Genomic DNA, 14,278 nt, shown 5'->3' with positions numbered 1-14,278 from the left:
TCATTGATCTCACTCACCTGTACGCGAGGCACGCTTCAACCGCGACGCGGCTCGGCATGTTCGATCATCAGCTGCAGCGACTCCTGCCCCCGCCAGCGGTTGCGGTTGAGCCGATAGGCGCAGCGCAGCCTGTCACCCAGACCAAAGGCGGGCAATTCTCCCGGCGTGAGGGCACGAAACCAGATCGCCTTGAGACTCGCCGCACCGGCCGACAGCGTCATCGACAGATGAGTGCCATCGGCCCCCACCGAACGCAGCGACTCCACCAGGAACTCCCCTTCGAACAGCGGCGCGTCGAACTCGCGCCCGTAGGGGCCCAGCGCCTCCAGCTCGAGCAGCGTGGACAGCCGGAACTGCTCGGGCATGAGCGTCCCGTCGGTGAACACTTGGGGAAACAGCTCGAGCCCGACCAGCTGCTCGCCTACGGCCTGCAGAAAGGCGACACGGAAAGCCTCGAACCGCTCCACCGGCACGCCGACCCCGGCCGCCCCGCGATGGCCACCGAAGCGCGGCAGCGCCTCGGGCGCCAGCTCATGGGCGCGCTGCAAGGCGTCGCGCAGGTGCAGCGCCTCGATGGAGCGCCCCGAGCCGGTGAGCATGCCGGGCGCCGCGGCCGGCGTCAGCACCAGCGCGGGGCGTCCGAAGGCCTGCACCAGCCGCGAGGCGACGATGCCCTGCACGCCGGGATGTCCGCTTTCGAGGTAGACCACCAGCGCCGGAAGATCGGCCTCGATCTGGGGCAGGGCCAGGGTGCGCGCCTCCTCGACCATCTCCGCTTCGATCACCTTGCGCGACTGGTTGTCCTCGTCCAGCGTCTGCAAATGGCGTATCGCGGTGGCATCGTCCGCCGCCAGCATGAAGTGCAATGCCGCGTAGGGGTCGTCGAGGCGGGAACGGGCGTTGATGCGCGGCCCCATCTGGAAGGCCAGCGTCTCGGCGGAAAACGGCACGCTGTCCTCGCCCAGGCGCGTGGCCATGGCGCGCCAGCAGGCCGCCTCCATGCGGTTGATCAGCGCCAGGCCGTGGCTGACCACCGCGCGATTGGCCGGGCTCGCCCCCAGCGACACGCAGTCGGCCACGGTGCCCAGCGCCACGTAGGAGAGCCAGGCGGAGAGCTTGGGCGTCGCCTCGGGGATCACGCCCCATTCGATCAGTACGCTGCGCGTGAGCGACATGACCAGCCAGGCGACCATGCAGCCGGCGATAGTACGGTCGGGATACCGGCAGTCGCTGCGCGTGGGATTGACCACGGCATGGGCCGAGGGCGGAGGTCCCTCGATAGGCAAGGCGTGATGGTCGCTCACCACCACGTCGATGCCTTCCGCCTTGAGCCGGGCGATGCGCGGTTCGTCGGAGCTGCCGCAGTCGGCGGTGATCACCAGCGTCGGCCGCGGCGAGAGCCCGAGCGTGCGCTCCACCAGCGGCAGGCTGATGCCGTAGCCGTCGTGGATGCGGTGACCGATCAGGCTGTGCAGGCGCGACTCCGGCACGCCGAAGAGTTCCACCAGGGTGCGCCGGATCACCACGTGGGAGGTGATGCCATCGACGTCGTAGTCGGTGAGGATGCCGATGTGCTCGCCCTCGGCCACGGCGGTGGCGATGCGCTCGGCGGCGCGGCGGCCGTCGGCCAGGCGCTCCGGGTGTTCGAGGTAGCGCAGGCTGGGCTGGGTCAGCGGTGCCAGTTCGCCTTCGTAGTCGGCCAGGCGGCCGGCCAGCACGCGGGCCTGCAGCTCGCTCAGCCCCTCGGCGCGGGCGCGGGCGTAGAGTGCCTCGTTGCGCGGACGCGGCAATAGCCGCGGCTTGAGTCGGGCGTGCAGGTCGGGCGGCGCGGTCACGTCCAAGCGTGGCTCCTCTGGTTCGCATCCGATGGTACAAGGCGATGGAAACGGTGTGCCGAGCGAAGGGCGCCGGGGACAAGCCGAAGAGGGGGTCTTTTGCCATGGATGGCAAAAGTAGCGCCCAGGGAAGGGTTCACAGCGCCCCCTGGCCTGTCGCCGGATCAGCCCTGAGCGGGCATCTGGCGCCAGCGGCATAGAGGCTTCCCGAGGCCTTTCCCCGGCGCCCTCGCTCAGCTTCGGCCTTCCATTCTAGCGCCGGTTTTCGGCCACGAACGCCTGCACCTTCGCCAGCTCCGCCGGCAGCACGGTATAGCGCTCCTCACGTTCGAGCAGGTCGTCCATGTGCGGCGGCAGCGGCACGCCGGGGAAGCCCGCCTTGACCACCGCCTCGGCGAACTTGGCCGGGTGGGCCGTGGCCAGGGTGATCATCGGCGTCTCGGCGTCGGCCCGGGCCCGCTCGGCGGCGCGGTAGCCAGTGGCGGTGTGGGGGTCGAGCACTTCCTTGGTGCGGTGGTGCGCCTCGCGGATCACCTCGAGGATGGTGGCATCGTCGACGCTGTGGCTCGAGAAAAGCTTACGCAGCCGGGCCAGGGGGGCATCCGCCAGGGCAGTGGACTCCTGCTGGAAGCGCTCGAGCAGCGCCGCCACGGCGGCACCGTCACGCTCGTAGGCCTCGAACAGCAAGCGCTCGAAGTTGGACGACACCACGATGTCCATGGAGGGCGCCAGGGTCGCCTTGAGCTCCTGCTTGGAGAAGTCGTTGGCGGCGATGGTCCGGTGCAGGATGTCGTTGGCATTGGTGGCGATGATGAACTGCTTGACCGGCAGCCCCATGCGATAGGCCATGTAGCCGGCGAAGACGTTGCCGAAGTTGGCCGAGGGCACGCAGAAGCTGACCTGACGATGCGGCGCCCCCAGCGCCACGCCGGCGGCCACGTAATAGACGATCTGGGCCATGATGCGCGCCCAGTTGATCGAGTTCACCGCCACCAGGCGCGTGCCGTCGAGGAAGCCCTGGTCGGCGAAGCTCGCCTTGACCATTGCCTGGGCGTCGTCGAAGTTGCCCTCGATGGCGATGTTGAAGACGTTGTTCGCCAGCACCGAGGTCATCTGGCGACGCTGCACCTCGGAGACCCGGTTATGGGGATGGAGGATGAAGATGTCGAGGTTGTCGCAGTGGCGACAGCCTTCGATCGCCGCCGAGCCGGTGTCGCCGGAAGTGGCGCCCATGATCACCGCCCGCTCGCCGCGCTTGGCCAGGAAGTGGTCGAGGATACGGCCGAGCAGCTGCAGGGCGACGTCCTTGAACGCCAGCGTGGGGCCGTGGAACAGCTCGAGCAGGAAGTGGTTGGCGTCGAGCTGGTTGAGCGGCACCACCGCGTCGTGACTGAAGGTGGCGTAGGCGTCGCGCACGATGCCGCGGAGGGTCTCGTCGTCGATCTCGCCGTTGACGTAGGGCTTCATCACGCGGAAGGCGATCTCGGCGTAGGAGAGCCCGGCCATGCCGGCGAGTTCTTCACGGGAGAGCTGCGGGATGGTCTCCGGCACGTAGAGGCCGCCGTCGCTGGCCATGCCGGTCAGCACGACCTCTTCGAAGGAGAGCGCAGGCGCCTGCCCGCGGGTACTGATATAACGCATGCCCTTACTCCTGCTCGTCCAGCGACTCGACGCGAATGCGTGTTACCGGTCCGGCGATGTCGGCCATCGACTCGATCTGGCGGATCGCCTCGTTCATGTGCTTCTCGCGGCAGCTGTGGGTCAGCAGAATGATCGGCACCAGCTCGCCTTCGGTGGCCTCCTTCTGAATCAGCGCCTCGATGGAGATGCCCTGCTCGGAAAGGATGGTGGCCACCCGCGCCAGTACCCCGGGACGATCCACCGCCAGCAGCCTCAGGTAATAGGCGGTGACGATGTCCTCCATGGGCAGGATCGGCAGGTTGCCTTCGTCCTCGCCGATGCCGCTGAAGGCCAGGTAGGGCACGCGGTAGTGGTGGTCCGTGGCGATGTCGCGGGCCACGTCGAGCAGGTCGGCGACTACCGCCGAGGCGGTGGGCTCGGAGCCGGCGCCGGCGCCGTAGTAGAGCGTCGGCCCTACGGCGTCGCCCATGATGGCGATGGCGTTCTTGACCCCGTGCACGTTGGCCAGCAGCCGCTCCTTGGGGATCAGGGTCGGGTGCACGCGCAGCTCCAGCCCCGCCTCGGTGCGCTTGGAAATCCCCAGGTGCTTGATGGTGTAGCCCAGGTTGTCGGCCTGCTCGACGTCCTCGGCGGTGACCCGGGAAATGCCCTCGGTGTAGGCCTTCTCGAACTGCAGCGGCACACCGTAGGCGATGGAGGCCAGGATGGTCAGCTTGTGGGCGGCATCGATACCCTCGACGTCGAAGGTGGGATCGGCCTCGGCATAGCCCAGCGCCTGTGCCTCGGCGAGCACATCCTCGAAGGCGCGGCCTTCGCTGCGCATGTGGGTGAGGATGTAGTTGCCGGTGCCGTTGATGATGCCGGCGACCCACTCGATGCGATTGGCACCGAGCCCCTCGCGCAGCGACTTGATCACCGGAATGCCACCGGCCACGGCGGCCTCGAACGCCACGATCACCCCCTGCTCATGGGCGGCCTGGAAGATCTCGTTGCCGTGCACGGCAATCAGCGCCTTGTTGGCGGTGACCACGTGCTTGCCGTTGGCGATGGCGGTGAGCACCAGCTCGCGGGGCACGTCATAGCCACCCAGCACCTCGACCAGCACGTCGATGTCGGGGTTACGGGCCACCTCGAACACGTCGTTGGTGGTCTTGATACCGGTGAGGTCGCACTCCGGGTTGGTGCTACGCAGGGCCACCTGTTCGATGATGATCGGGCGGCCGGCCCGCCGCGCGATCTCGTCGGCGTTGCGCGTCAGTACGTTGAAGGTGCCGCCGCCGACGGTACCCAGACCACAGATTCCCACTCTCACCGGTTTCAATGTCCTGCTCCCCTGATGGTGTCCAATGTCCAGCGTTCTGATTGCGGCCGGCAGTGCTTGAGCTGCCGGCGCTTGTCACCCTGACTACTACTCTGCCAGGCCAAGCATCTCGGCCAGGCGCTCGGCGGGCACGTAGCCCGGCACCAGCTGCCCGTCGGGCAGCACGATGGCCGGCGTGCCCTGGACGCCCAACGCCATGCCCAGATGATACTGTTCCTCGACCGGATTGTCGCAGTCGCCGCTGCCCGACAGCGTCTCCTGGCGCTTGCCGGCGTTCATGGCCTCGCTGCGGTTGTCGGCACACCAGACCTGCTCGAGGATACGCGCCCCCTGGGAGTTCATGCCGGCACGGGGAAAGGCCAGGTAGTGTACCTCGATGCCCATCTCGTTGAGCGTCGGCACCTCCTCGTGGAGCTGACGGCAGTAAGGGCAGGTGGTGTCGGTGAACACCACCAGCTCGGCGCGGCTGTCAGCGGTGCCGCGGAAGACCACTCGCTCGCTCTCGGGCACCTGGGCGAGCCGCTCGGCGCGCTCGACGTTGCGCGACTGCTCGGTCAGGTTGGTCAGCCCATTCTCGCCGTTCTCGTAGAGATCGCCGACCAGGAAGTAGTTGCCTTCGGCGTCGCTGTAGAATGCCTCGCCGGTTTCCAGGCGCACCTGGTAGAAACCCTCCAGGGGGGTCTCGTGCACGCTGGCCACGGGCATCGGCTGGCCGTTGACCTTGAGGCGCTCGGCAAGCCGCTCGGCACCATCGGCCAGGGCGGCGCCGGGCAGGAGTGCTGCCAGAGGAAGGACCAGGGCAAACAGGGCGCCGGCAGGACGGTGAAGGAACTCAATCATGATTCAGCCTCGAGGATGATGATCGGCATGCAGGGCTTCGAGTCGAGCCTGTGCCACGTGGGTATAGATCTGCGTGGTCGACAGGTCGCTGTGACCGAGCAGCAGCTGTACGACACGCAGGTTGGCCCCATGATTCAACAGATGCGTGGCGAATGCATGCCGCAGCGTATGCGGCGACAGCGGCCGGGTGATACCGGCGGTACGCGCATGGGCCTTGATCCGGTGCCAGAAGGTCTGGCGCGTCATGCAGTTGTCGCCACGTCCGGGAAACAGCGCCGGCCGCGTCACGTCGGCCATCAGCGCGCCACGGGCGCTGCGCAGGTAGCGCGTCAGCCAGTGTACGGCCTCTTCCCCCAGCGGGACCAGCCGATCCTTGTCGCCCTTGCCACGCACCCGTACTACGCCCTGACGCAGGTTGAGGGCATCCACCCTGAGCCCTACCAGCTCCGACACGCGCAGACCGCAGCCGTAGAGCACTTCGAGCATGGCGCGGTCACGCAGGCCGAGATCGGTCGTGAGATCCGGCGCGGCCAGTAGACGCTCCACCTCGTCCTCGTCGAGGGTGTCGGGCAGGTTAGGCCGCACCCGCGGCAGGCGCACTTCGGCCAGCGGATCGCGCCCGATACGACCCTCGGCCAGCGCCCAGCGGTAGAAGCCGCGCAGGCTGGAGAGCAGCCTGGCGTTGCTGCGCAACTGGTAGCCGGCGGCGCGGCGCTCGTCGAGCCAGGCCGGCAGCAGCGCCTCGCCCGGGGCGAGCAGCGCATCACCCGCCTCGTCCAGCCGCGCGGCCCAGGCCTCGAGGTCGCGGCGATAGGCCGCCAGGGTATGCTCGCTCGCCCCGCGTTCCAGCCACAGGGCGTCGAGGAAGCTCTCGATCAGGGCCAGGGAGCGGGTATCGTGTGTCATGTCATCGCCCGATACGACGAAGCCCCGCCCCGCGTGAGCGGTGGCGGGGCTTCGCGATGGCGCAAGCGCCGTCAGCCAACCTGGATCAGGAGAGCTTTTCCTTGATACGCGCCGACTTGCCACTGCGCTCACGGAGATAGTACAGCTTGGCCTGGCGCACGTCGCCGCGACGCTTGACCTCGATGGAATCGACCAGCGGGCTGTAGGTCTGGAAGGTACGCTCGACACCGACGCCGTGGGAGATCTTGCGCACGGTGAAGGCAGAGTTCAGGCCGCGGTTGCGCTTGCCGATCACCACGCCTTCGAAGGCCTGCAGACGCTCGCGGTTGCCTTCCTTGACCTTCACCTGCACGACGACGGTATCGCCCGGGGCGAATTCCGGCACCTGCTTGCTCATCTGCTCGGCTTCGAGCGCCTGGATCACCTTGTTCTTGCTGCTCATGACATAAACTCCTCGATGTTCGGCACCGAACTCGATTGCACGGACGGTGCGTGATCCCGGCGCCCGAGCCTGGCTCGAGAGCGCGGGAGATGATGGGTGACGCAGATCCACCGCTCCTCGCCAGGAGAGTGCCCTGCACCTCCGCCCCGACCTACTTGTCAGACGAGGCGTATTCTTCGATGAACTCCTCGAGCAACTTGCGCTGCTCGTCGCTCAACGACCTGCCCTCGAGCAGGTCGGGACGCCTCAGCCAGGTCCGCCCCAGCGACTGCTTCAAGCGCCAGCGCCGGATCTCGCCATGATGGCCGCTGAGCAGCACCTCCGGCACCCGCCGCCCGTCGATCTCCTCGGGGCGCGTATAGTGGGGGCAATCCAGCAACCCTTCGTTGAAGGAGTCCTCGACCGCGGAGTCCTGGTGCCCGAGCACGCCAGGTACCAGCCTTGCCGCGGCGTCGATCAGCACCATGGCCGGCAGCTCGCCGCCGCTGAGCACATAGTCGCCGATCGACCATTCCTCATCGATGTCGCTCTCGACGATGCGCTCATCGATGCCTTCGTAGCGCCCGGCCACCACCACCAGCGGGGGGCCGGACGCCAGCTCGTGCACGCCCTGCTGATCGAGCCGCCGTCCCTGGGGCGACAGGTAGATGACCCTGGGGCGCCGCCCCGTGGCCTCACCGGCGCGCTCTCGGGCGGCGTGGATGGCCGCGCGCAGGGTGTCGACCTTCATCAGCATGCCCGGGCCGCCGCCATAAGGCCGATCGTCCACGGTGCGATGACGGTCGCTGGCGTAGTCGCGCGGGTTCCAGAACTCCAGCGCAATTCGCCCCTGGCTGACCGCCCGCCCGGTGACGCCGTGCCGGGTGATGGCCTCGAACATCTCGGGAAACAGCGACACGACACCGACCCACATGCCTGGCGACTCGCTCGGCCCGGCATTCGCCTCGACAGTCAAAAGTACGGATCCCAGGCGACGGTCATGACGCCGCCCGTCAGGTCCACCTCGACGATCACCTCCTCGGGCAGGAAGGGCAGCAGGCGCTCGCGATCGTCGATCGCCGGCGGCACGTCCTGCGGATCGCCCCTGACGACCAGCACGTCGTTGGCGCCGGTCTCGAACAGGTAGGCGACGCGACCCAGCACCATGCCCTCGCGGGTCACGACCGTGAGCCCTTCGAGCTGGTGCCAGTAGTACTCGTCGCCGTCCAGCTCGGGCAGCTCCGTCTTGGACAGCAGGACCTCGGCGCCGGCGGCGCGCTCGGCGGCCTCACGCGAATCGATGCCCTCCAGCAGCGCCACCAGGCCCTTGCCATGGCGCCGACCCTGCAGCAGCCGATGGCGCGTCAGCGTACCATCCTGCCGGAGCACCCACTCGGGATACTCGAGGATGCCATCCATCGGGCTGGTGTGAGAGTAGACCTTGAGCCACCCCTTGACGCCGTAGGGACTGGTCAGCTTGCCCAGCACCACGTGGTCGTCGCGTTCGCTGCGTACGGCCTGCTCGCTCATGGGGTCACCGCTGCACGGCAGGCTCAGGCCTGCTTGCGAGCTTCCTTGACCAGCTCGGCCACGCGATCGGACAGCTGGGCGCCCTGCTCCTGCCAGTGAGCGACGCGGTCCAGATCGACGCGCAGACGCTCTTCCTGACCGCGGGCGATCGGGTTGAAGAAGCCCAGACGCTCGATGAAACGGCCGTCGCGGGAGTTGCGTGAATCGGTCACGGTCAGGTGGTAGAAGGGACGCTTCTTGGCGCCACCACGTGCCAGACGAATGGTAACCATGGCGTTAACTGTCCTTCGGTTGAGGTTACGTTTAATACCGATGCGCCGGCCCCGGCGAACGGCCGGGGTTCTCGGCATCTGCCAGGAAAGCGGGTCCGTGGACCCGCTTTCGCGTCATTCGGTCACTTCTTTACAAGCGCTTCGTTACAAGCGTGCAGCCGGGCAGAGCCACGGTCCTGCCATGAAGACGCAGCATTCTACGGAAATCAGCCCCGCTTTGAAACCCTTTTCTCGAGCCTCACAGGCGCAGCCGCCCCATGGCTATCGCCAGGGGAAGCCGCCGGGGCCACCCATGCCGCCCATGCCGCCGGGGCCACCCGGCCCGCCGCCGCCCATCATGCCGGACATGCCGCGCATCATCTTCTGCATGCCCCCCTTCTTGCCCGCTTTCTTCATCATCTTCTGCATCTGCTTGTGCTGCTTGAGCAGGCGGTTGAGGTCGGGCACCTGCAGGCCGGCGCCGGCGGCGATGCGCCGCTTGCGCGAGCCGTTGATGATGTCGGGCTTGCGCCGCTCCTGAGGCGTCATCGAGTTGATCAGCGCCTCGAGCTTGCCCAGTTCCTTCTCAGGCCCCGGCCCCTGGGCCAGCTCGGCCATCTGGCCCATGCCCGGCAGCTTGCCGAGCAGACCGCCCATGCCACCCATCTTCTTGAGCTGCTGGAGCTGGTCGCGGAAGTCCTCGAGGTCGAAGCCCTCGCCCTTCTTGACCTTCTTGGCCAGCTGCTCGGCCTTCTTCTTGTCGACCGTGCGCTCGGCCTCCTCGATCAGCGACAGCACGTCGCCCATGCCGAGGATGCGCGAGGCCACCCGATCCGGGTGGAAGGGCTCCAGCGCGTCGACCTTCTCGCCCACGCCCATGAACTTGATCGGCTTGCCGGTGATGTGACGCACCGACAGCGCGGCACCGCCGCGGGCATCGCCGTCGGCCTTGGTCAGGATCACCCCGGTCAGCGGCAGCGCCTCGTGGAACGCCTTGGCCGTGTTGGCGGCGTCCTGGCCGGTCATGGCGTCGACCACGAACAGGGTTTCCTGCGGCTGGCAGGCGCGGTGCAGCTCGGCGATCTCGGCCATCATGGCGTCGTCGATCGCCAGGCGGCCGGCGGTGTCGACGATCACCACGTCGTGGAACTGGATCCTGGCGTGCTTGATCGCCGCCTCGGCGATGGCCACCGGCCGCTGGTCGCTCCGGGAGGGGAAGAAGTCGACGCCGACTTCGCCGGCAAGCGTCTCGAGCTGGTCGATGGCCGCCGGGCGATAGACGTCGGCGGAAACCACCAGCACCTTCTTCTTCTCGCGCTCGCGCAGGTAGCGCGCCAGCTTGGCGACCGAGGTGGTCTTGCCCGCGCCCTGCAGGCCGGCCATGAGCACCACCGCGGGCGCCCCCTTGAGCGAGAGCCCCTCGTTGGCCTCGCCCATGGTCGCCTCGAGTTCCTGCTGGACGATCTTGACGAACTGCTGGCCCGGCGAGAGGCTCTTCGATACCTCCTGCCCCACGGCGCGCGCCCGCACCCGTTCGATGAAGTCCTTGACCACTGGCAGGGCGACGTCGGCCTCGAGCAGCGCGCGGCGCACTTCGCGCAGCGTGTCCTTGATGTTGTCCTCGGTCAGGCGCGCCTGGCCCTTGATCGACTTGAGCGTCTGGGAGAGCCGCTCGCTGAGGTTCTGGAACATAAGCCACTCCGGCTGACAGGCTGTCGGGTTACCGCATTGCGTAAGGCCGCGGCGAAGCGCCACATCCATTGTGAGGCAAGGAAACAGCCTGATTAAAGCGGTTGAAGAATCTGGGCGGCATTATACGCCCTGCGACGGACAGTCTCCATGCATGCCGCCACGCGCCACAGCTGTGCGCCGCAGCGAGGATTGGGTATAGTGGCCTCGGCAGACACCATCCACACGAGATGAATAGACGCTGGTGACGGCGCACGGACGACACTGATGCAGGCGCTTCCTCTGGCCATCATGGCCTTTATCCTCTACCTGGGCGCGGCTTCCTGGCAAGGGCTCACGCTGCTTCGACGTGTGCCGCAGCGCCCTGCCCTGGTCCGCGCCCTGGGCCTGCTGGGCCTGCTGTTCCACCTTCCCGTGGCCTTCGGGCTGCTCGACCAGAGCCCCGGCCTCATGCCCGGGCTCTCGACCAGCGCCGTGGTGCTGACCGCCGTGATGGTCATCCTGCTGCTCAGCGTGAGCCTGGCCAAGCCGGTACTGAGCGTGGCCGTGGCCCTGTTTCCGGTGTCGGGCCTGGCGCTGCTGCTGGCGGTCGGCCTGCCGAGCCCCGAGCGCACCGGCGGCATGACGCCGGGCATCGCCCTGCACGCCATGAGTTCGGCGCTGGCCTTCGGCATCCTGTTCATTGCCGCCTGCCAGGCCGTCCTGCTCGGCCTGCAGAACCAGGCCCTGCGCCATCATCACACCCGCGGGGTGGTGCAGGTCCTGCCCCCGCTGACCACCATGGAACGGGTGCTGTTCGAGCTGATCTGGGCGGGCATGGCGCTGCTCACCCTGTCGATCGTCAGTGGCTTCGTCTTCGTCGACAGCATGTTCGCCCAGCACCTGGCCCACAAGACGATTCTGTCGCTCGCCGCCTGGGTGATCTTCGCCATCCTGCTGATCAGCCACCACATACTGGGCTGGCGCGGGATGCGCGCGGTACGCTGGACGCTGGGCGGCTGCGCCGTACTGTTGCTGGCCTATTTCGGCAGCAAGTTCGTGCTGGAAGTCGTCCTCAACCGCGCCTGAGCAGGAAGTCGCCTTGACACTGAAAGGCCGAATCCCTACAAACGGGGCTGACACGCCAGCGAGGATCCTACGACCTTGAGCGACGACTTCCCTTTGGGATTGCTGTTCGGCCTGCTTTTTCTGCTCATCTGCCTTTCTGCATTCTTCTCGAGCTCCGAGACCGGCATGATGTCGATCAACCGCTACCGGCTGAACCATGAGGCCAGCAGCGGCGACAGCCGGGCGCGCCGGGTCCTGCGCCTGCTGGCACGCCCGGATCGCCTGATCGGCGTGATTCTGATCGGCAACAACCTGGTCAACAACCTGGCGGCCGCCATCGCCACCGTGCTCGCCATCCACTTCTTCGGCGAGGTCACCGGGCCGGCGATCGCCCCGCTGATCCTGACCATCGTGATCCTCATCTTCGCCGAGGTCAGCCCCAAGACCTATGCCGCGATCAAGCCCGAACGCGTCGCCTACCCCTCATCGCTGATACTCGAGCCCCTGCTGAAGCTGCTCTATCCGCTGGTGTGGCTGGTCAACGCCATCTCCAACGGGCTGCTCAGGCTGATCGGGATCAAGAGCCTCGAGGGCGGCGCCGACAGCCTGACCCGCGACGAGCTGCGCACCGTGGTGCACGAGGCGGGAACGCTGATCCCCCACCGCCACCAGGCCATGCTGCTGTCGATCCTCGACCTCGAGAACGTCACGGTCAACGACATCATGGTACCGCGCCACGAGGTGGTGGGGATCGACCTCGACGACGAGCTGGAGGCCATCCTGGCCCAGATCCGCACCAGCCAGCACACCCGACTGCCGGTGTTCAAGGGCGACATCAACAACATCATCGGCATGCTGCACCTGCGCAACGCGGCGCGCTTCCTGTCGCGCGACGAGGTGACCAAGGCCTCCATCGTGCAGGAGGCGCGCGAGCCCTATTTCATTCCCGAATCGACGCCGCTGCACACCCAATTGCTCAACTTCCAGAAGCAGAAGCGCCGCATCGGCATCGTGGTCGACGAATACGGCGACGTGGAAGGGCTGGTCACGCTGGAGGACATCCTTGAGGAGATCGTCGGCGAGTTCACCACCGACGTGGCCGGCCAGGATCAGGAGATCCATCGCCAGGACGACGGCAGCCATGTGATCGACGGCACCGCCAACATCCGCGACATCAACCGCGCCCTGGGCTGGAAGCTGCCCACCGACGGCCCCAAGACCCTCAACGGCCTGATCCTGGAACACCTGGAAGCCTTCCCCGACGGTCCCGCCTGCCTGCAGATCGGCAGCGTACGCATGGAAATTCTCGAAGTCCGTGACAACTTGATCACCTCGGCGCGCTGCTGGCAGGTGGTGCGCAGCGGCCGCCAGCGCCAGACGTGATCAGCCTCGCCGCAACGGGGAGACCTCGTGCGGACAGGCCCAGGCGTCGGCCTCGGCCTTGAGCCCCCGCACCCGCGCCTCGAGCAGCTCGCGCCGTGCCAGCCTGGGGGGAATCGGCTTGCCGAAGTAGAGCGCCACCCTGGCACGGAAACGCCGCGGCCGCTTGGATAGCGCCGGGCCATCGCGATGCGAGGTCCACGAGCCCCACAGGCCGGACAGGCCGGCCGGGATCACCGGCACCGGGTCGCGCGCCAGGATCGTCTCGAGCCCTCGGCGGAAAGCCTGCACCTCGCCATTCGGGGTCAATCGCCCCTCGGGAAAGAGCATCACCACCTCGCCGCCGCGCAGCGCCCGGCTGACCTCCTCCAGCGCGCGACGTACGCTGCCGGGGTCGCGCCGGTCGGATTCCACGGGAATCGCCCCCACCAGGCGGAACAGCCAGTTGAGCCAGGGCGACTCGTAGATCGGCCGGTCCATGAGGAAGCGCAGCGGGCGCGGGCTGGCCCCGCCCATGACCAGCGCATCCATGAAGCTGACATGATTGCACACCACCACCGCCGCTCCCTTGGCCGGGATGGCGTTGCGACCGCGCAGGCGCAACCGATAGCAGCAGCGAACCAGCAGGTAGATGAGAAAGCGGATGAGCGGTCGCGGTGAGCGCGCCACGCGCCAGCCGCCCAACACCAGCAGGGAGCCGACCAGCCCGTACAACGCCAGCTTCACGCGATATCGGACCTGTGTCTCAGGCCGGCGAGGATGGTGGAGAGCAGTTGGTCGAGCAGCTCCGGCACTTCGAGCTGCTGCCCCTGCCAGTAGCCCAGGCGCTCGTTGAGGCCCAGTTGCACCAGGCCATGCACGCTACCCCACAGGGTGCGCCCGAGACGCCTCGCCTCCAGGTCGCCAAGTGCCGGCTGGTACTCCTTGAGGCTCGTCTCGACACGCAGGAACAGGGCCTCGATCATGTCGGATTGACGCTGGTCGAGTTCACCCTCCTGAGCCAGCGGATAATCGAACAGCAGTTGCCAGCGGAACGGCTCGCGCTGGGCGAACTGCCAGTAGGCCAGCGCCAGGGCGCGCATCTGCCTTTCAGGCTCCGCCCCCTGGGTCAACGGCTCGATGACCGTGCGCAGGCGTGCCAGGGTCTCGATGTTCACATGCTGCAGCAGGTTGCCGAAGCTGCCGTAGAGCTTGAGCAGCGTACTCGGCGCACAGCCCACCTCGCGCGCCAGCGCGCGCAGCGAGAGCGCATGCACAGGGTTGCCCTGCAGCCAGTCATCGCAGGCGGCCATGACCTGGGCATGAAGTGCTTCGGGCGCATGCTGTCGGGGACGAGCCATCGAGTTCCTCGCAGGAGGTGGTACATCGCGGGGCGACAGGACGTCGCCCGGTAGCTTAGGATAGCGCACATCGAACA

Annotated in this window: 14 protein-coding genes; 2 read left to right on the top strand and 12 right to left on the bottom strand. The window is 67.4% G+C overall.

Translation table 11 applies throughout. The annotated features are described in order from the left end of the window. Positions 1-35 precede the first annotated feature (35 nt). The 10 genes from HNO51_RS02255 to ffh all read right to left on the bottom strand — a co-directional run bounded on the left by HNO51_RS02255 (position 36) and on the right by ffh (position 10,437). On the bottom strand, positions 36-1,841 hold the full coding sequence (locus HNO51_RS02255) for a single-stranded-DNA-specific exonuclease RecJ (protein ID WP_209538372.1): 1,806 nt from the start codon (positions 1,839-1,841) through the stop codon (positions 36-38). A 246-nt stretch (positions 1,842-2,087) separates the two neighbouring features. Next, on the bottom strand, positions 2,088-3,476 hold the full coding sequence (gene thrC, locus HNO51_RS02250; RefSeq protein ID WP_209538371.1) for a threonine synthase: 1,389 nt from the start codon (positions 3,474-3,476) through the stop codon (positions 2,088-2,090). A gap of 4 nt (positions 3,477-3,480) precedes the next feature. Further along, the gene (locus HNO51_RS02245; protein WP_197449438.1) at positions 3,481-4,797 is read right to left on the bottom strand and encodes a homoserine dehydrogenase; all 1,317 of its coding nucleotides are present in this window, start codon (positions 4,795-4,797) and stop codon (positions 3,481-3,483) included. Positions 4,798-4,884: 87 nt separating this feature from the next. Next, on the bottom strand, positions 4,885-5,637 hold the full coding sequence (locus tag HNO51_RS02240; protein WP_209538370.1) for a DsbC family protein: 753 nt from the start codon (positions 5,635-5,637) through the stop codon (positions 4,885-4,887). A gap of 3 nt (positions 5,638-5,640) precedes the next feature. Next, complete coding sequence (gene xerD / locus HNO51_RS02235) at positions 5,641-6,543, bottom strand: site-specific tyrosine recombinase XerD (protein WP_422674247.1); 903 nt, start codon at positions 6,541-6,543, stop codon at positions 5,641-5,643. Positions 6,544-6,628: 85 nt separating this feature from the next. Then, on the bottom strand, positions 6,629-6,985 hold the full coding sequence (rplS, locus tag HNO51_RS02230) for a 50S ribosomal protein L19 (RefSeq protein ID WP_111412830.1): 357 nt from the start codon (positions 6,983-6,985) through the stop codon (positions 6,629-6,631). Positions 6,986-7,136: 151 nt separating this feature from the next. Beyond that, the gene (trmD, locus tag HNO51_RS02225; RefSeq protein ID WP_197449436.1) at positions 7,137-7,898 is read right to left on the bottom strand and encodes a tRNA (guanosine(37)-N1)-methyltransferase TrmD; all 762 of its coding nucleotides are present in this window, start codon (positions 7,896-7,898) and stop codon (positions 7,137-7,139) included. A gap of 38 nt (positions 7,899-7,936) precedes the next feature. After that, the gene (gene rimM / locus HNO51_RS02220) at positions 7,937-8,494 is read right to left on the bottom strand and encodes a ribosome maturation factor RimM (RefSeq protein ID WP_209538369.1); all 558 of its coding nucleotides are present in this window, start codon (positions 8,492-8,494) and stop codon (positions 7,937-7,939) included. A gap of 23 nt (positions 8,495-8,517) precedes the next feature. Next, positions 8,518-8,766, bottom strand: coding sequence for a 30S ribosomal protein S16 (gene rpsP / locus HNO51_RS02215; protein WP_197449434.1), 249 nt, complete (start codon positions 8,764-8,766; stop codon positions 8,518-8,520). Positions 8,767-9,027: 261 nt separating this feature from the next. Next, the gene (ffh, locus tag HNO51_RS02210; protein ID WP_209538368.1) at positions 9,028-10,437 is read right to left on the bottom strand and encodes a signal recognition particle protein; all 1,410 of its coding nucleotides are present in this window, start codon (positions 10,435-10,437) and stop codon (positions 9,028-9,030) included. Between the two features lie 264 nt (positions 10,438-10,701). Between ffh and HNO51_RS02205 the strand changes: the two genes are divergently transcribed. Together HNO51_RS02205 and HNO51_RS02200 are read left to right on the top strand one after the other, a co-directional pair. Continuing rightward, positions 10,702-11,502 (top strand): cytochrome C assembly family protein, encoded by an 801-nt coding sequence (locus tag HNO51_RS02205; protein WP_197449432.1) that lies wholly within the window; start codon positions 10,702-10,704, stop codon positions 11,500-11,502. A 75-nt stretch (positions 11,503-11,577) separates the two neighbouring features. After that, positions 11,578-12,864 carry an HlyC/CorC family transporter gene (locus tag HNO51_RS02200; protein ID WP_197449431.1) on the top strand — a complete coding sequence of 429 codons (1,287 nt, stop codon included), beginning with the start codon at positions 11,578-11,580 and terminating at the stop codon, positions 12,862-12,864. On the opposite strand, the gene HNO51_RS02195 is transcribed toward HNO51_RS02200, so the two are convergent. Beyond that, positions 12,865-13,587 carry a 1-acyl-sn-glycerol-3-phosphate acyltransferase gene (locus HNO51_RS02195; protein WP_197449430.1) on the bottom strand — a complete coding sequence of 241 codons (723 nt, stop codon included), beginning with the start codon at positions 13,585-13,587 and terminating at the stop codon, positions 12,865-12,867. Next, on the bottom strand, positions 13,584-14,201 hold the full coding sequence (locus HNO51_RS02190; RefSeq protein ID WP_197449429.1) for a TetR/AcrR family transcriptional regulator: 618 nt from the start codon (positions 14,199-14,201) through the stop codon (positions 13,584-13,586). Before HNO51_RS02190 ends, HNO51_RS02195 begins: the two co-directional genes overlap by 4 nt. Between the last annotated feature and the right edge of the window lie 77 nt (positions 14,202-14,278).

Origin of the sequence: Billgrantia sulfidoxydans (assembly GCF_017868775.1) — a bacterium.
In the GTDB taxonomy this organism is placed as follows: domain Bacteria; phylum Pseudomonadota; class Gammaproteobacteria; order Pseudomonadales; family Halomonadaceae; genus Halomonas; species Halomonas sulfidoxydans.
The sequence above is the reverse complement of the archived record's forward strand: the minus strand, read 5'-3'. Positions and strand labels throughout refer to the sequence as shown.

Coding starts and splice junctions, on each gene's coding strand:
- HNO51_RS02240 (WP_209538370.1), bottom strand. CDS start 5,637: ATGATTGAGTTCCTTCACCGTCCTGCCGGCGCCCTGTTTGCCCTGGTC.
- rplS (WP_111412830.1), bottom strand. CDS start 6,985: ATGAGCAGCAAGAACAAGGTGATCCAGGCGCTCGAAGCCGAGCAGATG.
- rpsP (WP_197449434.1), bottom strand. CDS start 8,766: ATGGTTACCATTCGTCTGGCACGTGGTGGCGCCAAGAAGCGTCCCTTC.
- trmD (WP_197449436.1), bottom strand. CDS start 7,898: ATGTGGGTCGGTGTCGTGTCGCTGTTTCCCGAGATGTTCGAGGCCATC.
- HNO51_RS02205 (WP_197449432.1), top strand. CDS start 10,702: ATGCAGGCGCTTCCTCTGGCCATCATGGCCTTTATCCTCTACCTGGGC.
- HNO51_RS02190 (WP_197449429.1), bottom strand. CDS start 14,201: ATGGCTCGTCCCCGACAGCATGCGCCCGAAGCACTTCATGCCCAGGTC.
- rimM (WP_209538369.1), bottom strand. CDS start 8,494: ATGAGCGAGCAGGCCGTACGCAGCGAACGCGACGACCACGTGGTGCTG.
- thrC (WP_209538371.1), bottom strand. CDS start 3,476: ATGCGTTATATCAGTACCCGCGGGCAGGCGCCTGCGCTCTCCTTCGAA.
- xerD (WP_422674247.1), bottom strand. CDS start 6,543: ATGACACACGATACCCGCTCCCTGGCCCTGATCGAGAGCTTCCTCGAC.
- ffh (WP_209538368.1), bottom strand. CDS start 10,437: ATGTTCCAGAACCTCAGCGAGCGGCTCTCCCAGACGCTCAAGTCGATC.